Genomic DNA, 21,965 nt, shown 5'->3' on the forward strand with positions numbered 1-21,965 from the left:
TGTTATAAAAAACAATACCACTTCAAAATAGTACAAAGAAATCACGATTACAAATAAACAAAGTCAATAAAACTCAGTTCAAAACATAATTTTTCCTCGACATCAGAAAAAATTTAAGCAAACTGGATTCATTGGCTGCATTTTGACTGCCATAAAATAAAAAATACCGTGATTATTGCCGCAATTTGGCATAGTCAATCGGGTATATATCACAAATGACCCAACACAACGGATGGATCGAATACTTATGAACCCAGTAGTTATTGCGGTCTGCGTCATGCTGGTGCTTGCATTATTGCGAGTCAATGTCGTAGTAGCGCTTACATTCAGTGCCATTGTGGGAGGCCTGATTGGCGGCTTGTCCCTCACTGATGCGGTTACTGCTTTCCAAAATGGACTTGGTGGCGGTGCAACAACAGCACTTAGTTATGCCATGCTTGGTACTTTTGCTGTTGCTATTTCACATTCTGGCATTACCGATGTTCTTGCGCAAAAAGTTATCAAACGTATCAGTGGTCATGAAAATGCCGCTGCTGCTACCGGAGTAAAATACAGCGTTTTAACCATTTTGCTTCTTTTAGCCATTTCTTCGCAGAATGCTATTCCAGTGCATATCGCCTTTATTCCAATTGTTATCCCGCCGCTACTACATGTATTTGCGAAACTAAAATTGGATCGCCGCTTAATTGCTTGTGTATTAACGTTTGGCTTAGTGACTCCATATATGGTGCTGCCAATCGGCTTTGGTGGTATTTTCCTAAATAATATTCTGCTAAAAAACCTGCACGATAACGGCCTTGATGTGGCAGCAAACCAAGTGCCTATCGCGATGCTACTTCCAGCTATGGGTATGGTCACCGGTTTACTGATTGCGGTCTTTTTCAGTTACCGCAAACCTCGTGAATACTCTGAGGCCAAAATTTTAGCCAATGAGCCAGAACATAAAACGATCAATATGAAGCACGTTTATGTTGCTATAGCCGCTATTTTGGCTGCACTTGGCGCACAAATTTACAGCTCATCAATGATTATTGGTGGTCTAGTTGGCTTTATGGTCTTTACGGTAACCGGCGTAATTAAATACAAAGAGACCCATGATGTGTTCACTAAAGGTGTACATATGATGGCTATGATTGGCTTTATTATGATTGCCGCAGCAGGCTTTGCTTCTGTAATGAAAGCAACCGGAGGTGTGGAAAGCCTAGTAAACTCACTGGAAGCGATTATTGGTAATAACAAGCCGTTGGCATCTCTACTTATGCTTGTTGTTGGCTTACTGGTCACTATGGGAATTGGTTCTTCATTTTCTACAATTCCAATTCTAGCAACCATTTATGTGCCTTTATGCTTGTCTTTTGGGTTCTCTCCAATGGCAACAATTGCAATCGTAGGTACTGCTGCCGCTCTTGGTGATGCAGGCTCTCCGGCCTCTGATTCCACATTAGGCCCAACATCAGGTCTTAATGCTGATGGTCAACACGAGCATATTTGGGAAACCGTAGTGCCAACCTTTATTCACTACAATCTACCACTGATTGCTGCTGGCTGGATTGCTTCGATGATCCTATAATCATCAAAAAATCCATCCATTTACCCTTTCTAAACCGCACCATTTTTGTTGCGGTTTTTTATTACCCCCTCTCTTGCTGGAAGCATTATTTAAGCGCATGATGATAAAAATAGTGCGTCATAAAGGGTTATTGAACGTATGAAAGAGTACCAGCCGATTGCTTGTCAACGTTACGATTACATTGAAATTGCTTGTATGCATCACTATCAACTCACGGTTGAATTACTCGATGGGACGGTTATACAAGGGCAGGCAATCGATACAAAAATAGAGAATAAACAAGAATTTTTATTACTTGATGTGCTATCAAAAAAAGAAGATTCCATCATACAAGTACGCTTGGATCACATCCATCAATTAACAGTGACAACACCTAACCCTCAGTTTACTCATGTCACTATTGTGGAAAAGAATGGGTAAAGAAAGCACGCTTAAAAAGAGTGAATACTGCTAAGTTCTATCTTATCCCCAATAAAAAATGCCGCTAAACAACAAAGCTTAGCGGCATCGATTCTTCTAGCAAGATGCTACTTATTCTGCATCACGACGAGCAGCAGCTTCTTTAATTAATGGCTGAAGTTCGCCTTTTTGGAACATCTCAATGATGATGTCACAACCACCGATTAATTCACCTTCAACCCATAGTTGAGGGAATGTAGGCCATTGCGCATAAATTGGTAGCTCAGCACGAATGTCTGGGTTTTGCAGAATATCTACGTAAGCGAATTTCTCACCGCATGACATTAGAGCTTGTGCCGCTTGAGATGAAAAACCACAGCTTGGTAGCTTAGGTGAACCTTTCATGTATAGCAGGATTGAGTTTTCTGCGATTTGCTGCTTAATTTTGTCGATGGTTTCCATAGCTTCCTCTTACGACGTTTATTTCTTTTTAAACATCCATTCTACTTGCTATTTAGATAGAAAAAAACGCTTATTATTTTTATGGTTTTTATTTAAGCGATCTCTATCTATTTAAAGCCTCACTACAGACAACATTGTACGAAGCATTATGCTCAATGCATCATACTAATTTAAAGAAATTTGTTCTCACCTCTTTTAATAAAGAAAAAACTTGCTAAAATAAAAACATCGATTACAGTCAGGTTGTTATCAACATAAGGAACTGAGAAAGAGTTGCTTATTTGGTGAAATAGTACTACAAGTAGTGAGGTCATCTGGCTGAATACTTGGATGGACAAAAACCTGAGTGTTGTATCTATCTAAATATCGATACCCTATTTCGTTATTGGTGTATCTCGTTGTTTAAATAGATATCGCAAGTCAGTATCAAAAGAATAACGTGAGCCTTGATGCTCATGTACAGCAATGTCCGAGGGACTACCCTCTTATAAAATGGAGAATTGAGCAATGGCATTCGAACTACCAGCTCTACCGTACGCTAAAGACGCACTAGAACCACACATCTCAGCAGAAACTCTTGAGTATCACTACGGTAAGCACCACAACACTTACGTGGTTAAGTTAAACGGTCTAGTTGAAGGCACTGACCTTGCTGACAAATCTCTAGAAGAGATCATCAAATCTTCAGCTGGTGGCGTATTCAACAACGCAGCTCAAGTATGGAACCACACTTTCTACTGGCACTGTCTAAGCCCTAATGCTGGCGGTGAACCAACAGGTGAAGTTGCTGAAGCAATCAACAAAGCATTTGGCTCTTTCGAAGCATTTAAAGCTCAGTTTACAGATTCTGCAGTTAATAACTTTGGTTCTGGCTGGACTTGGCTAGTTAAAAATACAGATGGCACACTAGCTATCATGAACACGTCAAATGCGGGTTGTCCAATCGTAGAAGAAGGTATCACACCACTTCTTACTGTTGATGTTTGGGAACACGCGTACTACATCGACTACCGTAACCTACGTCCAACATACATGGATGCGTTCTGGGCACTAGTTAACTGGGATTTCGTTGCTAAAAACCTAGCAGCATAATTACCCGATACTGCCGAGTAATGAGTTGAAATAATTAGCTCAAATGAAAAAGTAACGCCAGAGTTTATGCTCTGGCGTTTTTTGTTTCATTGACTAATACTACTATTTGGCATTGATAACTCTAGTATCATAAGCCATTGGCTAGGCCTTTTTGACTAAGCTTTTTTAAAACTAAGCTTTCTCAGCCAAGATAATTCGCAACGTACGACGAAGTGGTTCGGCAGCGCCCCATAACAACTGATCTCCCACAGTGAATGCATTTAAAAAATCATCCCCCATGGCAAGCTTGCGCAAACGGCCAACAGGAACAGACAGTGTACCCGTCACTTTTGCTGGGCTTAATTCTTGAACGGTAGCCTCACGCTCATTTGGTATGACTTTAACCCAGTCATTATGAGAAGCAATAATTTGCTCAATTTCATCCAACGGTACATTCTGCTTTAATTTGATGGTAAGAGCTTGGCTATGACAGCGCATTGCACCGATACGAACACATGTACCATCAATTGGAATAGGATTATTATCCAGACCTAAAATCTTATTGGTCTCAACCGAGCCTTTCCACTCTTCTTTGCTCTGTCCGTTATCTCGCTTAACATCAATCCAAGGAATCAAAGATCCAGCTAGAGGCGCACCAAACTCTTGGGTTGGGAAATTATTAGAGCGCAATGTTTCTGCAACTTTACGGTCAATATCTAAAATAGACGAAGCAGGATTGGCTAACTCACTAAGAACGGAATCATTCACAACTCCCATTTGAGTAATGAGCTCTCGCATATTTTTTGCACCTGCACCTGATGCCGCTTGGTACGTTTGTGATGTCATCCACTCAACAAGGCCTGCTTGATATAAACCACCAACAGCCATCAGCATTAAGCTAACAGTACAGTTACCACCAACAAAGGTATTAGTGCCAGAATTAATTCCTTGCTTAATCTGTTCAAAGTTCACAGGATCTAAACTGATAATTGAATCAGATTGCATTCGAAGCGTAGAAGCTGCATCAATCCAATACCCTTTCCACCCAGCTTGGCGCAATGCTGGATATACTTTTTCAGTGTAGCTACCACCTTGGCAAGTAATAATCGCATCAAGCTGTTTTAAACTGTCTATATTGAAAGCATCTTGTAGAAGTCCAGCCTCTTTGCCCAAATTGGGAGCGGGAATACCCACTTGTGAAGTCGAATAGAAAACCGGCTCAATATGAGCAAAATCGCCTTCTTCAACCATACGTTGCATTAGCACAGATCCCACCATGCCACGCCAACCCACTAAACCTACTTTCATCATTCTTTTGGCTCTCCCTGCTTTTTACACAAATATTGTCCATCTATAGAGATTTAATAGAAGAAAAACAAGAATTTTTTTATTAACATTAACCAGTAGTGCAACACAGTAGCACATCAATTACACCAAAAAACACAATTTTAATTAACATTTCTCTTTTTAATGCCTTGTGTGACAAATACACAAGTTACGTGCTATAGCAAAATATTTACAACCAAAAACAGCCAAAAAACCACATCAAACCATTAAATTTAACATACTAGATCAAGGTAATTACTTAAGTAATGTTCTCTTAAACAAATAGTGAATTTTGAAAAATAACTTTGACCCTGTTAATCTCCCCTGCCGCTCAAATGTAGCGGATATATTTTTCTTTACTACCCTGTATGGTTTTACTCTCTAAAAATGGGTTCCTATTCAGGATTTGTAACAGAAAAGAACCTTTATATAAAAAGTATAAATGACCAATAAAAAAGCCATTTATGCCGATAATTTAGCCATTAAGTTTGGCTTTTATAAGCAATTTGATCGCGGAGCAGATTAAGCTCACAGAAAGTGACACTCTTTATTTCATGAACAGTTTCATTTGATACAGTAGCGCCACATTAAGAATTGCTCACACTTTTTTACATAATCGATTTATTTTTGATTAGACACACTTTGGGACATCTCCCTTGTAAACAGGTTTGAAGAACAAGGTAATACGCATGGATAAAAAACAAGTAAGGCTACCATCACTGTTACAAGTGACCATTGCTCTGGGTATCTTCCTAGCGCTAGCATTTTCTTTTACTGCAAAATTAAACCTGCCGATTCAGCTCGCTCTTTATATCGGTTGGTTTGTCATCATGGCGCTAGGCTTAAAGCTAGGTCATGACTACAAATCATTAGAAAAAGCAGCAACAAAAGGTATCTCAAATGGTTTAGGGGCCGTACTTATTCTACTAGCTGTAGGTGCACTTGTAGGCACTTGGATTGCTGGTGGTATCGTTCCAACCATTATCTACTACGGCTTAAAAGCAATTCACCCGTCAATTTTCCTATTAGCGACTATGATTATCTGTTCGCTAACCGCATTGGCAACCGGCACATCTTGGGGTGCTGCTGGTACAGCTGGTATTGCAATGATGGGGATTGGTCAAGGCTTAGGTATTCCACCAGCGATGACTGCAGGTGCTGTTCTTTCAGGTTGTTACTTTGGCGATAAGATGTCTCCACTGTCTGACTCTGTTATTCTGGCCTCTTCTATGTCCAATGTTGAAATCGTTGAACACATTAAAGGCATGCTACCTATTGCGCTTATCAGTTACATTATTACCGGTGTTTTATTTACCTTAGTGGGCTATCACTACTCAGGTAATGTTGATATGTCACAAGTACAATCTGTTATTGAAGCAATGGATAAGCAATTTGTTATTACCCCATTGTCCTTTGTTCCTGTAGTGATCGTTCTTGTACTGCTTGCGATGCGTTTACCATCTTTCCCTGTGATCTCCTTAGGCTCACTATTGGGTATCGTATGGGCAATCATGGTGCAAGATATGGATCCATTGGCAGCATTCAATACCGCTTGGGCCCCATTCTCTATCCAGTCAGGTGTTGAGTTTATTGATTCGATTCTAAACCGCGGTGGTATGGAATCTATGCTAGGCTCAGTCGCGGTTATCGTATTTGGTCTTGGCTTTGGTGGTTTGCTTGATAAAGTGGGCGTACTGCAAACTATCGCTCATTTGTTTGAGAAACGTGTTAACTCAGCAGGTAGCCTATCCGTATCAACCATTGCAACCGCATTTTTAGGTAATGTATTTGGCTCTGCTATGTATGTGTCTCTAATTCTTACCCCAAAAATCTGTGCGAAAAACTACGACCGCTTAGGCTATCAACGTAAGAACCTATCTCGTAACGCTGAATTTGGTGGCACACTAACTTCAGGTATGGTGCCGTGGAGTGATAACGGTATCTACATGGCGAGTATTTTAGGTGTTGCAACCTTTTCGTACGCACCATTTATGTGGTTAAGCTTTGTTTGTATCATTGTGACCATTGTCTCATCATATATGGGCTGGTTTGTTGATCGCTGTCCACCAGCCTCAGCAGAGCAACTAGCAAAAGACGATGAAGAAGAAATGCTAGCGGTTGAAAAGCTAACTTCTTAATGAGGGCGAGCTGATATCCCAATATAGAAAGAGCACTCCTGTGAGTGCTCTTTTTTTATCTGGAATTTACTTTTCCCATCATATGACTTATTACGTAATCCATCCTCTAACCGTAACACTCCACATTTTAATTTATTCTAAATTGAAATAATTTACTGCTAGGTATCCGCAGTATCATTGCCCCCTCTCTTGAACGGGAAAAAACAATTCCTCAACAGTTAGTAAATCAGCCTATAACAAATGAATAAGCTATTGATTTTTAACAACTAAAATCAAGGGGATAAAATCGGTCAAATATTTAATTTTTTATTCAAATATGAACAATAAAGAAAGATCTGGTTCACAAATAAAAATATAAATTCCATTTTTGCCATCTTCAAGTAGCACATTTTGACCCCAGTCAATTTTTTCCCGCCATTTTTAATGACAATGCATTTATTTCCCAAAGCCGATAAAACTTTCCATCTCTGGCTGTTAACAACATTTCATATGGCATCGGCACCGTTTTTACTATTTTATTTTTTGATTCCCAAGGGGTTATTCCTATGAGCAATACCACGGAGCAAGGACGCAAAGTGACGATTGGCAGCTACATTGCCCTCGCCTTTGCTGTGATTTTCTTTTCTGGCTTTATGCAATCAAACCAATGGTACGGTGTATTTGACTTCACCACGCTAAATGGTTCTTTCGGCAGTGTTGTTTACTCAGTAAATGAAACCGCTGATGGTATTCAAACAGCCACAACTTCACTGCGTGGTAAAGGTGGTAGCGGTGCTCGTGATGGCTTCCTATTCGCCCTAACGCTTATCCCTACCGTAATGTTTGCTCTTGGTATGATTAACGTTCTAGAGCACTACGGTGCATTGGATGCTGCTCGTAAACTGCTTACACCACTGCTTCGTCCTCTAATGGGAATCCCAGGTAACTCAGGTCTGGCTCTTATCGCCTCGCTTCAAAGTACCGATGCAGGTGCTGCAATGACGCGTCAGCTTAAAGATGAAGGTCACCTAACCAAACGTGAAACCGATGTCTTTACTATGTTCCAGTTCTCAGCCGGTGCGACTATCGTAAACTTCTTCTCTTCAGGTGCTGTGCTATTTACTCTGACTTACGCCTCTGGTGAGTTAGCCGTAACCTCTTCGATTGGCCTAGCGGTTGCCGTTATGTTTGTGTTTAAGTTTGTTGGTGCCAACCTTTTCCGCATCTACCTAAACATCACAGAAGGCAAAGAAGATAAATCAGACAGCAACACACCAGCACCAAAAGAGGAGACTGCATAATGACTACTGCTAAAAAACCTATGGTTACCGACATTTTTGTTGAAGGTGCAAAAAAAGGCTGGGTTATCGCAACAACCTCAACAGTGCCAAACGTTCTTATGGCCTTCGTTATTATCAAAGCGCTACAAATTACCGGAGCTCTTGATGCAATGGGCGCAATTTTCTCACCTGTAATGGCAATTTTCGGCCTACCAGGTGAAGCTGCCGCTGTTCTTATCGGTGCCTGGATGTCGATGGGTGGTGCTGTAGGTGTGGTTATTACCCTATTTGACCAAGGGATCCTCAACGGTCAACACATTGCTATCTTGGCTCCTGCTATCTACCTAATGGGCTCTCAGGTGCAGTACATGGGTCGAATCATGGGTCCAATTGGAACAGAAGGTCGCTATATTCCAGTGATGATTGCAATCTCTGTTCTAAACGCCTTTGCTGCCATGTTTGTAATGAACATTCTGGTTTAAAACCAAGCTTTCCCCCTTGCAGGCTATAGCAGCAAATATAGCCTGCTCATTGGTTCACAATTTCTGATTTAATGGAGCTTTCAATGAGCTTTTCTCTTGAACAATATTTAGAAGAACTACGCCCTCTTATCAATGTTGATTGCGGTACATTAACGAAAGAAGGTATTGAAGTCATTGCCAATCAAATGGCAGAGAAATACCAAACCCTTGGTTGGAACGTAAAACGTGTAGATTGTGGTGCCGCAGGTACAGGTTTGGAAGTTCGTAACAAGCCAGAAGCCGATCACATTGATGTAATGCTTATAGGTCACATGGATACTGTTTTCCCTGTTGGTACAGCAGCAGCGCGTCCAATGACTACAGATGCAGAAAAAGCGTATGGTCCTGGTGTTTCTGATATGAAATCTGGCCTACTTAATATTGTTTACGCTATTCGTACTTTAGATCCAACAGTGCTAGAGAAACTGTCTATCTGTGTGTGTATGAACCCAGATGAAGAGATTGGTTCTTTGCATTCAGAGACGTGGCTAAAAAGTGTTGCCGCCTCTGCAAAACATGTTTTGGTTGCTGAAGCCGCTCGCGCTGATGGATCACTGGTTAAAGCCCGTAAAGGTATGGCGCGCTACCGTTTAACGTTCAATGGTAAAGCCGCACACGCAGGTAATGAGCCAGAAAAAGGCCGCAGTGCGATTACTGAAATGGCAAACTGGATTTTAGCGATCAACCAGCTAACAAACTTTGAAACAGGTACTACCTTCAACGTAGGTATCGTAAAAGGCGGTGCTGGTGCGAACATCGTGCCTGACCTTGCTGAAGCGGTTGTTGATGTCCGTTTCTGGGATAACGAAGAATACGCACAAGCTGATAGCCATATTCGCGCTTTAGCGGATACACCATTTGTTGATGGCGTTAGCATTACTTTAGATCGTGAAGCGCACAAACCGTCAATGGTGCCATCAACTCAAACAGAAGCTCTTATGACATTGGTTGAGCAATCAGGTCAGGAAGAAGGCATTAATATTACATGGCAAGCTGTTGGTGGTGGCTCAGACGCTAACCTAACAGCAGTTCTTGGTATCCCAACTCTGGATGGCCTAGGCCCAATTGGTGCAGGCTTCCACAGCGCTGATGAGTACCTAGTTTTAGATTCTATCGAACCACGTATTCGCCTACTACAGAATGTTCTTGGTAAGATTGCCAAGCAGTAATGAGTATTAACAAATACTGATTAATATGTCATAAAAAAAGCGAGTTGGTACACAGTGTCAGCTCGTTTTTCTTTATCTAGCCAATGACTTTCCTCTCCCTCATTGCTATCAAAAACAGCACTTCTACTACTAAAAGATTAAATTGCAGATAAAATACCACTTTAATTTCTCGAAATTGATCGGGATCAATGTGTTTGACCATACAGTGTCGTTATCCTTAACGAATATTAATATGCATTATAAATACAAGTTAAGGAATGCAAGCAATGTCGAACCTAGCAATGTTCTGCCATCAGTGCTCAATGGCACAAACAGGTGGTTGTGGTAGTACCGGAAAAACTCAAGGTACTTGTGGTAAAGATGAAAACCTATCTCGCTTACAAGATATTATGATCTTCGGTCTAAAAGGACTGTCTGCTTACCGTACTCATGCCAATGATCTGGGTGCAAATACAAAATCTGTCGATGATGTAATTGCAGAGACTCTGTACTTTACCCTAACTAATGTTAACTTCAGCTTTGACCAACACATTGCTCAGTTAATGAAAATTGGTGGTGCAGGTAGCGAAATGATGTCTATCTTAGGTGAAGCGCATCATGCTCGTCTAGGTGTGCCAACGCCGGTTTGTGTGCCACAAAACCAAGCCGAAGGTAAAGGTATTCTGGTGACAGGTCATGATCTGGATCTACTAGAACGTCTACTTATCGCAACCGAAGGTACTGGCATTAATGTGTACACGCACTCAGAGATGCTACCCGCTCACGGTTACCCAGAACTGCGTAAATACAGCCATTTAAAAGGTAACGTAGGTAAAGCTTGGTTCGATCAAAAGCAACTTTTCCAAAAGTGGAATGGCACCATTATTGTAACGACAAACTGTATTGTCCCACCAACAGGTCGTGCTGATTATGCAGATCGCCTTTATAGCTACGGTATTGTCGGTATTGACGGATGTCGTGAACTTGCTGACGACTTTGCGCCATTGATCGAGCATACCTTAAGTTTGCCTGATATTGATGGTTTTGAGAGCACTGAAACCTTAATGACAGGTCACAACTACAAGACCATTTTAGGTTTAGCTCCGCAGATTTTAGAAGCAGTTAACGCAGGTAAAATCAAGCAGTTCTTTGTTGTTGCAGGCTGTGACAAACCAGGTAAACCGAATGATTACTTCCGCGAATTAGCGCTTTCAATTCCAGAAGATTGCATTATTTTAACGTCATCATGCGGCAAGTTCCGCTTTAATGACCACGACTTTGGTGTTGTTCCAGGAACTGAAATTCCACGTTATCTCGACCTTGGCCAGTGTAATGACAGTTATGGTGCAGTCATGATTGCTCTTGCTTTAAGTGATGCTATGGGTGTACCTGTAAATGAACTGCCTGTGAATATTGTGCTGTCTTGGATGGAACAAAAAGCAGTATTGATTCTGTTGGCTCTGTTTAACTTAGGTATTCAAAATATCTACCTAGGTCCAAACCCACCAGAATTTGTTAATGAAGCTATTTTTGAGTTTTTACAACAGAACTTCAATCTTCATCTAACCGGTGATGCGAAAACAGATCTGGCAACCATGCTAAACGGCCAAATCGAGACCGCGGCAGTTTAATCGCGCTAATCATCAATCTAGTCTGAATCTAGATCATAAATAGGCGGTATGACTCAATACTGCCTAATCGACTCAAACGGTTCAATCTAATCAACAGGGTTAAATCGTTTGAGCCATATCCTTTTTTCTCTTCAACAGTGCATGTTCGCTGGGGTTGATTATGTCTATACAAATCCAACAACACACCTCTACTCAATATCACACCATGGACGGAAATGAAGCGGTTGCTCATGTGGCTTACCGCTGTAATGAAGTGATTGGGATCTATCCAATTACCCCATCTTCACCAATGTCGGAACAGTGTGAAGTATGGGAAAGCCAAGGAAAAACCAATCTTTGGGGGCAAGTACCCACCGTTATTGAAATGCAGTCTGAAGCTGGCGCAGCAGGTGCCGTTCATGGCGCATTGATGGCAGGCTCACTTGCGACAACGTTTACTTCATCACAAGGGTTATTACTTAAAATTCCTAACATGTACAAAATTGCAGGTGAGCTAACACCTTTTGTTATGCATGTTGCTGCCCGAACCCTTGCTACTCATGCCCTTTCGATCTTTGGCGATCACTCTGATGTGATGGCCGTTCGACAAACTGGCTTTGCTATGTTGAGCTCAGAGTCGGTACAACAAGCGCACGACTTTGCCCTAATTAGCCAAGCCGCTACCTTGAAAAGTCGAATTCCTTTTGTCCACTTTTTTGATGGTTTCCGCACCTCTCACGAGATCAATAAGATCGTAACAATTGATGATGCGATCATCGACCAAATGATTGATCAACAAGATGTCGATGCGTTCCACCAGCGAGGATTGACTCCTGATAATCCAACCATTCGAGGAACAGCACAAAATCCTGACACCTTTTTCCAAGCGCGAGAAGCCAGTAATCTCTTTTATGATGCGTGCCCTAATATTGTGGCAGATACCATGGCTCAATTTGCTCAATTAACGGGCCGCAATTACAAACTGTTTGATTATTACGGTCATCCAGATGCGACAGATATTACCGTTGTGATGGGATCGGCAAATGCTACCTTGACCCAAGCGGTTGATGAACTGCTAGCTCTTGGAAAAAAAGTCGGCGTGATTTCCGTCCACCTTTATCGCCCATTCTCTCTTGAACATTTTGTCGATGTATTACCACAAAGTGTTACGCGTATTGCGGTATTAGATCGAACAAAAGAGCCTGGAGCAATTGGTGATCCGCTTTATCTTGATGTGGTCGCAACCTTACAACAAGCCTTGCAACAACAAAAAATCGCACAAATGCCGATGATTGTGGGTGGTCGTTACGGCTTATCATCTAAAGAATTTACCCCAAATCATGCCAAAGGGATTTATCAAGCTCTTGCAGAAAATCAGCTTATACCATCCTTTACCATCGGTATTTGTGATGATGTGACTCATCGTTCTATTTCCTATCCAAGCCAAGCAATTTCAGAACCCAAGACACGTATTCGTGCTCTATTTTATGGTTTAGGCTCAGATGGAACCGTTAGTGCTAATAAAAATACTTTAAAGATTATTGGTGAAAATACAGAGTTACATTCTCAAGGCTACTTTGTCTACGATTCAAAAAAATCTGGCGGAGTAACGATTTCGCACCTGCGTTTTGATCACCAGCCGATTGAAGCACCGTATTTAATTGATCAAGCTGAATTTATTGCCTGCCATCAGTTCGAATTTATTCAGAAGTTGGATATGGTTGAACAGGCGGCACATGGGGCAACAGTGCTGATCAATAGCCCTTATGATAATGAACAGATTTGGGATCATCTCCCACAAGAAGTTCAACAGATCATCATAGAACGACAACTTAAACTTTATGTAATTAATGCCGTCACTATTGCACGTCAAGCGGGATTGAATAATCGTCTTAATACGATAATGCAAACCGCCTTTTTTACCCTTAGCCAATTGATGCCTGTTAATGACGCCATTGAACACCTTAAACAAGCAATAGAAAAGAGCTACAGCAAACGAGGTCCAAGTATTGTTGCAGCTAACCATAATGCGGTTGATGCAACTTTAGCGAACTTACAGCAGGTATGCATTCCAGATCAGGTAACCAGTACGACAACGCGTCCAGCGATTGTCTCTAAGCATGCCCCCGATTTAGTTCAAAAAGTAACAGCCGTCATGTTGGCAGGTAAAGGGGATCAATTGCCAGTTAGCGCATTTCCTGTCGATGGACATTGGCCGACCGCAACCAGTCAATGGGAAAAACGTAATATTGCCCATGAAATTCCAGTATGGGAGCAAGACCTCTGTACTCAATGTAATATCTGTACCTTAGTGTGCCCTCACTCTGCCATTCGCGCTAAAGCGGTGGATAAAGCGGAACTGATTAACGCACCTTGTGATTTTAAAACAGTTGATTACAAACAGCGTGACTTCAAAGGTAAGCAATACACATTACAAGTCTCCCCTCAAGATTGTACTGGTTGTAATCTCTGCACCACAGCATGTCCAGCCGTTGACCCCAACAACAGCGAACGCAAAGCCATTAATATGATGGCAAAAGCAGAAGTATTAGCAGCACAAACAGAAAATTATGAGTTCTTCAATCAGCTACCAGAGCTTGAGCGTATTGATATTAAACGTATTGATGCCCGTAGCAGTCAGTTATTGCAGCCTCTATTTGAATATTCTGGTGCTTGTTCTGGTTGTGGAGAAACCTCTTATATCAAGCTGCTAACCCAACTCTTTGGCGATCGAATGCTAATAGCAAACGCAACTGGCTGTTCATCCATCTATGGCGGTAACTTACCGACAACCCCATATACCACGGATGGACATGGCCGAGGACCTGCATGGGCAAACTCTCTATTTGAAGATAATGCTGAATTTGGTCTGGGTATGCGTCTTGCGGTTAACAGTCGCCGAGAGCATGCGCTTTACCTCCTAGAACAAGCCAAAGACATGTTACCAACCGATTTGGTCGATGCTTTACAAACCAACGCCATGTTAGGTGATGAAAACTCAGTTGTTCGTCAGCGTGAACATATTGCCGATCTCCGCTCTCGTCTTGATTACTCACATCAAGCCTTAATTGAATGTGCTGATGATTTAGTCGCGAAAAGCACTTGGATTGTCGGCGGAGATGGCTGGGCTTATGACATTGGTTTTGGCGGATTAGAGCATGTTCTTGCCACCAACAACAATGTCAATGTCTTGGTGATGGACACTCAAGGCTATTCCAACACGGGTGGTCAGCAATCCAAAGCAACCCCAACAGGAGCGGTGGCCAAATTTGCCACAAATGGTAAAAGCGCAAACAGTAAAGATATCGCAATTAATATCATGATGCTGGGTAATGTGTATGTCGCCAAAATTGCACTTGGCGCCAATATGAACCAGGCACTTAAAGCGATCCAAGAAGCAGAAGCCTATCCTGGTCCTTCTTTAGTTATTGCTTACTCACCTTGTATTACTCATGGCTTTGATATGTCTCAAGGGGTAACCCATCAACAGTTAATGGTAGAAACAGGGTTGTGGCCACTATTTCGTTTTGACCCTCGTCGCTGTGATAAAGGACGAGCCGCGCTACAACTCGATAGCAAAGCACCAAAACGAGATGTGAGTGAACTGATCGATAGAGAGAGCCGCTTTACCCAAATTAAGCGTAAAAATCCTGCGCAATATGAAGCAAACCTAGAACAACTTCGTCAACAGGTGAGTCATAAGCACACCTTGTTACAGCAACTATTAGAGTGGAAATAAGGACACAATATATGAATATCGGTATTTTCTTTGGTAGTGATTCAGGTCAAACAGAAGCAGTTGCAAACCTTATTGCCAATAAACTCAACCTAACCGCACAAGATATCCAAGATTGTGATGACACCAGTTTTGATGACTATGACCTACTGATTCTAGGTACACCTACTGTTAACTATGGCGAAATGCAGCCCGATTGGGATTACTTTGTTCCCACACTAGAAGATATGGATTTAGCGGGTAAGAAAGTTGCACTATTTGGTCTAGGCGATCAAGTGGATTATCCTGACAGTTTCCAAGATGCCATGGGCGATTTAGCCGAATTGATTGAGCAAGCAGGCGGTGAGCTAGTTGGCTTTACCTCAACTGAAAGCTATCAGTTCAATGATTCTCGCGCCCAACGCGGTGAACAGTTTGTTGGGTTAGCCATTGATGCCGATCGCCAATCAGAGCTTACAGAAGCGCGTATTGATGCATGGTTGAAGCAATTACAACTAGTATAAACAATTAAAAAGGTCGGTATAAAGCCAATTCAGATTACCGACACTTTAAATACACAAAAGGCCACCTGGTTTAATAATCATTAAATCTAGGTAGCCTTTGTGCCTTTCTGAATCTTAAACAAAATAACTCAGTAAAAAATGTCTAATAAAACGCGCTAAGTTATTTTGGCTGTTTCGTTGCGGCCGTCGCATAAATGCGAACCACGACTACAATCGATTTTATAACGAACAGCACGTAGCGGATGACGCCACAGAAAACGTGGATATGACCATTTGATCACATGCAGCATCTGCAACCTTTTAGCTGGTTGATAGCAGGGACTAATACACTGCGCACAACTTGGCTTTTCACCTCCTAACCGGCATCCAGCAACTCGGTTTTCTACATACTCGATAAGACTTTCACATTCAGGACAAACAATTGCCCCGCGATGCAACGTTTTACAATATAGGCGAATCATCGCTTTCACTGTGTTCAGTTCACGTTGCGAACGAACTGAATGATTATTGAGAACTATCATAGTGCGGGCTATTATCCGCCGCTTAAGCTTAAAAAACTTGATTAAAGTCAATTTTCACCAATCGATATAGCTTTGTGCTCTAAATAACCAACACTACCCAATGAAAACACCAGTCAAAATAAATTAAAGCGGCAATAACAGATTAAAAACCCAATTTTATATCCAACATACAATTTTACGCCTATTTTCAAGTTAACTTTGAAGATATAACTCCAACTTAGTGGCAAATAAACGATACAAAAAAAGCCACTTGGTGTTAAACCAAATGGCTTCAATAAGTTAGAGCAGAAAGAAAAGCTTAGTTGTCGTTATTTAGACGTCGATTTAGCTGATCTTTTAAGTTTGGAGGCGTACCTTTAATCGTTAAAGTATCGGTTTCTGGATCGTAGAAAATACGCTCACCCAGTAACATCGCATCAAAGTTAATGGTTAAACCACCGCCAGAACCAACAAACTTGGTTAATTTACGCATCGAAGTACGATCAGCTGGGAAGCTCTCTTCTAGCTCATAACCTTGTTGTGAAGTAAACGAGTAGAAATCAGTTCCTTCATCTGTTGTTGGTAGCTCACCAGAAAGTTCTTTAATCGTGACCTCATCGCCCGATTGGAGTTGACCATTACAATAGTCATAAACTTGTTTACGATATTGCTGCTTCTCTTCTTTATCTAAGCGAGAATCGTTACAAAAATCTTCTACCGCTTGCATTAAGACTTGGTTTTGTTCTTTAACATCTAAACCAACTTCAGCTTGCATAAAGTCTAAAAAGAAATCGGCAATCTTACGTCCGACACGACCTTTAATAAACGTTAAGTAACGCTTAGATTCAGGGTCACTTGCTAAAGCAGAGAGGTCAATACGTGCCACAATATCCATCTTGCTCACATCAAGATAATCGGTCGAGCTAATATCTAGTTGCTCTGTAACTTTCATACTGTGAACAGTCGGTAGAAGACCAATAAACAGATATTCTGTAGCCAATGATTGATATTGCGTCATCACCAAAGTACCCGCTTCAGCAAATGGGTATTTGATTAATTCGTTTTTAAGACGCTCAGCAGATTGGTTAGAAAATGTAAGAAAGTCCATCTCACCATTGCGATACTGTTTCAGCCAATGGGAAAATTCACTATCATCAGCAAAATGAGCAAAACCTTTTGCCCCTTTGCTACTGTATACACGGTGTAATTCTGCAACAAAATCTTGAGTTGCAGGAGTATCATCAAGTGCTTGATCTCTAAGGTGAACAACCAATTCATCTTGATCATTTTTCGCTAATTGATGCAGGATAACGTTAGAAAGAGTTAGGCTCATAATGCAAAAGATTTTCAGTAATACCGAACTCTAGGGTATCATAAGTCGTTTTCTTTCACATTAAACAAGACACACTATGCCAATTACTTCAAAATACAGCACTAAACAAGTTGAAAAAATCATCGATGAAGTATTCGATGTACTTGAAAAAAATCAGGTATCACCAGAGCTTGCTCTTATGATCGTTGGTGATGTTGCAACAAACGTTATCAATTCAAATGTTCCAGCGGGCCAACGCCAAGCCATCGCTGAAAAGTTTGCACTTGCTTTGCAATCAACAATTAAGAAAGACTAATTCACGTTGTGATAACAACGTCTGAAGACTGAGAAGAACTGACATTTATGGTCACCAGTGGAACACAATACAAAGACAAAGTCTCACAGCTAATTAGCTGGGGGCACTGGTTCAGCTTTTTTAATATTATCGCGGCAATGCTACTTGGTACCCGCTATATTATTCATTCTGAATGGCCAGAAACCATTTTGGGTCAACTTTACCTAGTATTAAGCTGGGTTGGTCACTTTGGTTTTCTTGTTTTTGCTATTTATATTCTGATCTTATTTCCAGCAAGCTTTATTATCCCTTCTCAGCGGGTAATGCGCTTTTTTGGAGTATTGATCGCAACAGTAGGCTTTACGGCTTTATTGTTGGATACGCACGCCTATCAAACCGTTGATCTCCACTTAAGTCCTTTAGTTTGGGATTTACTACTTAGTGGTGAAAAAACCGATTTAAATACCAGTTGGCAGTATCTATTTGTCGTTGTTCCAGTCTTCTTCTTATTTGAACTTGTTCTATCTGAAACAATCTGGCGAAAACTACGCAAACTCAGCCGAAAACGTGTTGGTGGTCCTATTGCACTGATTTTTGGCCTAAGCTTTTTATCAAGCCACCTGCTCTATATTTGGGCTGATGCTAATTTGTACCATCCCATCACAATGCAGCGTTCGAATTTCCCACTTTCTTACCCTATGACAGCAAAAAGCTTCATGGAGAAACATGGCTTACTCGACCGCCAAGAGTATAAAAAACGTCAAGAGAAACAAGGCGTTGATGAAAGCGACCAAATTCGTTATCCAATAGAAAAGCTTAACTATAGCGATCAGGGTACGAATCAAAATATTCTATTTATCATGATCGATGGCTTACGCAGCGACATGGTAAATGCAGAAACGATGCCTTACTTGTCTCGTTTTGCGCAAAATAATCTAGATTACACTAACCACTACAGCACAGGTAACAATAACCGTAATGGTATCTTCGGCTTATTTTATGGCCTACCAGGTAGCTACAGTAACAGTATGCAATTAGCGAAAAAACAACCAATTTTGCTAAATACTCTCGCTGATCGCGGTTATGATTTTGGCCTATTTAGTGGCGATGATTTCAATTCACCGATCTACCAAGACTTGCTCTTTACGCCACAAGAAATCGATGCAAGTACGACAGCCAAAGAACGCTCAGAAAAGCCGAGTGATCATCTTGCTATTACAGAATGGGATCAGTGGCTAACAAAAGAAACAGATAAGCCATGGTTTAGCTATATTGAACTGACTGCCGTACAAGATTTTGAAGAAGGTGGTAGCTATGTTGCGAAATTTAGTCCATCTATTGGTAGTAAACTTAAGCATAACCAAAATGTAGATTCCACATTACTATTGCGTAACAGCTATCGTAATGCAGCGTTTCATGTTGATCAGCTGCTTGAAAAGATTCTAACTCAGCTCAAAGAGAAAGAGTTGCTCAATAATACCATCGTTATTATCACTGCTAACCATGGTACTGAGTTTAATGAAACAGGTAGTAATACTTGGGGAGCAGATACTAACTTCAGCCAGTATCAGATCAAAGTACCTTTGATCATACATTGGCCTGAACATAGTGCTCAGCAGATATCCCGTATTACGAGTCATTTAGATATCGTACCAACTATTATGGAGTCGGTACTGCATGTTGCTTCAACACCAAGTAATTACAGTAGCGGAGTAAGCTTATTTGAAAGTGACCCAAGTCGACGCTGGGTACTTGCTGGTGATGATAAGAATATCGTTGTAGTTCGACAAAATAATACAACAGTGGTAGATAAATACGGCAATTATCGGGTATATGACCCTAACTATCAGCTAAAAGAAGAAGGCAAACCTAAGCTTTCTACCCTAATGCAAGTAATGCATGAGCTAAAACGCTTCTACCAGCCAAATAACAATTAATCTACATATCAAGGCAGCAATCATCCTATTGCTGCCTTGATTAATAATAGCTTACATCATCATCGTCACACTGTTCAAAACCATCATTCCAACCTTGCGCATAGCGTAATTTTCGATACATTCTTTCAGGATCTTGGCGATATCCATCATGATATGTCTGGCCATTTGTCCTTTGACTGTGACAACCATCTTGATATCCATCTAAATAATGGCGAGTGAATCCCAAATTGGATAACTGCTCATGGCGCGTTGTGGTGCATCCAGTCAAAATTAAGCATGTCATTACAATCAATCTTTTCATGGTATTGCTTCCTGCTACTACCATTTATCTAAGCGAAATCAGTACTTAACCATCATCTTTATCGCACTTTCTAATTTCATATCTATGCATGAATTTCTAAGTGGATGAGAGCACTATCACAACCTGATAAATATGTAATAAATTTCACATCAGAAAGCTATCATTAAGCGATTTTTGTGCCAAGAATATGGGTTTAAGGTCTTGATTAGTTTTATAGTTAGTACAATCTGGAGTTATAAAATTAAAGAATATGGAACATCTTGAAACTTTTTATGCCGAGATCATTAAGCAATGGGGACATGCTCACAGTCTTCGCACTTTATGTGAATTAACTTGCCGAAACTTAGAACAAAGTTTTGGTGTTTTGGCATGTGAGTTAGTGGTGTCATATAAAAACAGTTGGACTTCCTTAGTTGTTATGGATGAAACTGGCATCCACTATCATTTTCCACCACAAGATCTCCAAAATGATGGTGCAATCCCCTTCTACAGAATAAACAAATCACTTCGCCAAAATACGCCTTTACGCCATGTTCAAAATAACGAATTGTATATTTCTTTACCGTTAGAACGTCGCTCTCGTATCATTGGTTGCTTTATTATGAAGTTTGATTTAACAAAGTCACCTGATCTAGAAGCCACGTATTTTGCTCCTCTTGCTGCACTACTATCGGCCGAGGTTCATGCCAGTTTTGTCAGTGAAAGTATGATTGATGAACTTTGGGGGAGAAGAACTGCCGAACGAGAGTTACAAATTACGCAAGATGAGCAAAAAGAGCTGATGGAGCAACTTCAAGCGCTTCATGATCTCTCTTATATGTTATGGCGAGCAGAAAGTATGGATGCCATGCTATTTACTGCTGTTGAACAATCAAAAAAACTGCTTCATATTGATCGACTGGCTATTTTTCTCTTCGATGATAATTACCGTATGCATGGTACTTATGGTTCAGATTTACATGGAAATACTGTCGATGAACACTATTTTGAATCAGAAATACCAGACCTATGGTTTGCCAGTCATACATTAGCAAAACGTGAATACACTGCAATTCAAGCCCATACAGAGTTATATCACGATCTTAAGCAGGTCGGTTATGGTTGGAGTGGCTATATCGCACTTTGGGATGATGACGCCCCTGTGGGCTGGATAGCTTGTGACAATCTGGTTACAGGTAAGCCTCTTCGCCAATATCATAATCATATTTTTCAACAACTTGGTTTTATTATTTCGCAACATATCGTCAGACGCCAAGCAGAAGAAGAGTTAATGAAACTCAACAAAGAGCTTGAACAACGGGTGCATGAAAGAACCACTGAATTAGAACAAGTAAATCAGCAGCTCGAAAAAATGTCACGTCAAGATCCATTGACTCAAGTTGCCAACCGTCGTGTTTTTGATAACACATTTGATGAAGAGTGGCGACGAGCTGAACGCCATCAATTACCTATTTCCTTATTGATTATTGATGTTGACCATTTCAAGCATTATAACGACTGCTTTGGTCATGCGGCAGGTGATGCATGTCTTCGTAAAATCGCCAAAACATTAAACTCAGTAGAAAGAAGAGCCGGTGCTCTATTTGCCCGTTATGGCGGTGAAGAATTTGTGTTGTTATTACCAGGACAAGAACTGTCAGCTGCCACTTATACAGCAAAACGCATCATTAATGAAATTCATCAATTAGCATTACCCACAACCAGCAGGAGAACGACAGAGCTCCGTGATATGAAAGACGTAGTTACCGTGAGTGTTGGGGTTCATTGCCAGATCCCTCATGCAGCTACATCGATGGAAGAATTTTTCCGCCAAACAGATATCGCCCTCTACGAAGCTAAATCAAGAGGACGAGACCAGTACTTTGTTATTTAACACT

The 21,965-nt window shown here is 41.0% G+C and carries 18 protein-coding genes; 13 read left to right on the top strand and 5 right to left on the bottom strand.

All coding sequences use genetic code 11. From position 1 onward, the window contains the following. Nucleotides 1-247: 247 nt before the first annotated feature. Together WAX86_RS10300 and WAX86_RS10305 are read left to right on the top strand one after the other, a co-directional pair. Nucleotides 248-1,570, top strand: a complete 1,323-nt coding sequence (locus WAX86_RS10300) for a Na+/H+ antiporter family protein (protein ID WP_005298370.1) — start codon at nucleotides 248-250, stop codon at nucleotides 1,568-1,570. A 138-nt stretch (nucleotides 1,571-1,708) separates the two neighbouring features. Then, entirely contained in the window at nucleotides 1,709-1,990 is a 282-nt protein-coding gene (locus WAX86_RS10305) for a Rho-binding antiterminator (RefSeq protein WP_068969129.1), read from the top strand. A gap of 111 nt (nucleotides 1,991-2,101) precedes the next feature. Here WAX86_RS10305 and WAX86_RS10310 read toward each other — a convergent pair whose 3' ends face one another. Then, nucleotides 2,102-2,431, bottom strand: coding sequence for a Grx4 family monothiol glutaredoxin (locus WAX86_RS10310; RefSeq protein ID WP_005298369.1), 330 nt, complete (start codon nucleotides 2,429-2,431; stop codon nucleotides 2,102-2,104). Nucleotides 2,432-2,938: 507 nt separating this feature from the next. On the opposite strand from WAX86_RS10310, the gene sodB reads away from it, so the two are divergent. Beyond that, the gene (gene sodB / locus WAX86_RS10315; RefSeq protein ID WP_065172661.1) at nucleotides 2,939-3,523 is read left to right on the top strand and encodes a superoxide dismutase [Fe]; all 585 of its coding nucleotides are present in this window, start codon (nucleotides 2,939-2,941) and stop codon (nucleotides 3,521-3,523) included. A gap of 171 nt (nucleotides 3,524-3,694) precedes the next feature. Here the strand turns inward: sodB and asd are convergent, their stop codons facing one another. After that, a complete protein-coding gene (asd, locus tag WAX86_RS10320; protein WP_341488751.1) occupies nucleotides 3,695-4,813 on the bottom strand; it encodes an aspartate-semialdehyde dehydrogenase in 1,119 nt (372 codons plus the stop codon). Nucleotides 4,814-5,517: 704 nt separating this feature from the next. On the opposite strand from asd, the gene nhaC reads away from it, so the two are divergent. The 7 genes from nhaC (at nucleotide 5,518) to fldA (ending at nucleotide 15,743) form a co-directional block, all read left to right on the top strand. Beyond that, complete coding sequence (gene nhaC, locus WAX86_RS10325; protein ID WP_036763463.1) at nucleotides 5,518-6,966, top strand: Na+/H+ antiporter NhaC; 1,449 nt, start codon at nucleotides 5,518-5,520, stop codon at nucleotides 6,964-6,966. 545 nt (nucleotides 6,967-7,511) lie between these two features. After that, nucleotides 7,512-8,246 (top strand): nucleoside recognition domain-containing protein, encoded by a 735-nt coding sequence (locus WAX86_RS10330; protein ID WP_065172662.1) that lies wholly within the window; start codon nucleotides 7,512-7,514, stop codon nucleotides 8,244-8,246. Then, the gene (locus WAX86_RS10335) at nucleotides 8,246-8,707 is read left to right on the top strand and encodes a YjiG family protein (protein WP_005298359.1); all 462 of its coding nucleotides are present in this window, start codon (nucleotides 8,246-8,248) and stop codon (nucleotides 8,705-8,707) included. Before WAX86_RS10330 ends, WAX86_RS10335 begins: the two co-directional genes overlap by 1 nt. A gap of 83 nt (nucleotides 8,708-8,790) precedes the next feature. Then, nucleotides 8,791-9,915: a M20 family metallopeptidase gene (locus WAX86_RS10340; RefSeq protein ID WP_005298357.1), complete on the top strand. Its 1,125-nt coding sequence runs from the start codon at nucleotides 8,791-8,793 to the stop codon at nucleotides 9,913-9,915. 266 nt (nucleotides 9,916-10,181) lie between these two features. Continuing rightward, nucleotides 10,182-11,525: a hydroxylamine reductase gene (gene hcp, locus WAX86_RS10345; RefSeq protein WP_065171076.1), complete on the top strand. Its 1,344-nt coding sequence runs from the start codon at nucleotides 10,182-10,184 to the stop codon at nucleotides 11,523-11,525. Between the two features lie 160 nt (nucleotides 11,526-11,685). Then, nucleotides 11,686-15,243 (top strand): pyruvate:ferredoxin (flavodoxin) oxidoreductase, encoded by a 3,558-nt coding sequence (gene nifJ / locus WAX86_RS10350; protein WP_341488752.1) that lies wholly within the window; start codon nucleotides 11,686-11,688, stop codon nucleotides 15,241-15,243. Nucleotides 15,244-15,254: 11 nt separating this feature from the next. Further along, nucleotides 15,255-15,743: a flavodoxin FldA gene (gene fldA, locus WAX86_RS10355; protein ID WP_106339275.1), complete on the top strand. Its 489-nt coding sequence runs from the start codon at nucleotides 15,255-15,257 to the stop codon at nucleotides 15,741-15,743. Between the two features lie 155 nt (nucleotides 15,744-15,898). Here the strand turns inward: fldA and WAX86_RS10360 are convergent, their stop codons facing one another. Beyond that, complete coding sequence (locus WAX86_RS10360; protein WP_080551711.1) at nucleotides 15,899-16,264, bottom strand: nitrous oxide-stimulated promoter family protein; 366 nt, start codon at nucleotides 16,262-16,264, stop codon at nucleotides 15,899-15,901. Nucleotides 16,265-16,562: 298 nt separating this feature from the next. Continuing rightward, a complete protein-coding gene (gene yejK, locus WAX86_RS10365) occupies nucleotides 16,563-17,576 on the bottom strand; it encodes a nucleoid-associated protein YejK (RefSeq protein WP_044175024.1) in 1,014 nt (337 codons plus the stop codon). Nucleotides 17,577-17,652: 76 nt separating this feature from the next. On the opposite strand from yejK, the gene WAX86_RS10370 reads away from it, so the two are divergent. Both WAX86_RS10370 and WAX86_RS10375 read left to right on the top strand, forming a co-directional pair. Continuing rightward, nucleotides 17,653-17,871, top strand: coding sequence for a DUF1414 domain-containing protein (locus tag WAX86_RS10370; RefSeq protein ID WP_005298347.1), 219 nt, complete (start codon nucleotides 17,653-17,655; stop codon nucleotides 17,869-17,871). Between the two features lie 47 nt (nucleotides 17,872-17,918). Further along, nucleotides 17,919-19,787, top strand: a complete 1,869-nt coding sequence (locus WAX86_RS10375; RefSeq protein WP_341488753.1) for a DUF3413 domain-containing protein — start codon at nucleotides 17,919-17,921, stop codon at nucleotides 19,785-19,787. 40 nt (nucleotides 19,788-19,827) lie between these two features. Here the strand turns inward: WAX86_RS10375 and WAX86_RS10380 are convergent, their stop codons facing one another. Beyond that, nucleotides 19,828-20,088: a hypothetical protein gene (locus WAX86_RS10380; protein ID WP_075984910.1), complete on the bottom strand. Its 261-nt coding sequence runs from the start codon at nucleotides 20,086-20,088 to the stop codon at nucleotides 19,828-19,830. Nucleotides 20,089-20,338: 250 nt separating this feature from the next. Here WAX86_RS10380 and WAX86_RS10385 point away from each other — a divergent pair, with 250 nt between their 5' ends. Continuing rightward, complete coding sequence (locus WAX86_RS10385; RefSeq protein WP_237035190.1) at nucleotides 20,339-21,961, top strand: GGDEF domain-containing protein; 1,623 nt, start codon at nucleotides 20,339-20,341, stop codon at nucleotides 21,959-21,961. Nucleotides 21,962-21,965: the final 4 nt, after the last annotated feature.

Source organism: Photobacterium damselae subsp. damselae (assembly GCF_038086725.1).
In the GTDB taxonomy this organism is placed as follows: Bacteria; Pseudomonadota; Gammaproteobacteria; order Enterobacterales; family Vibrionaceae; genus Photobacterium; species Photobacterium damselae.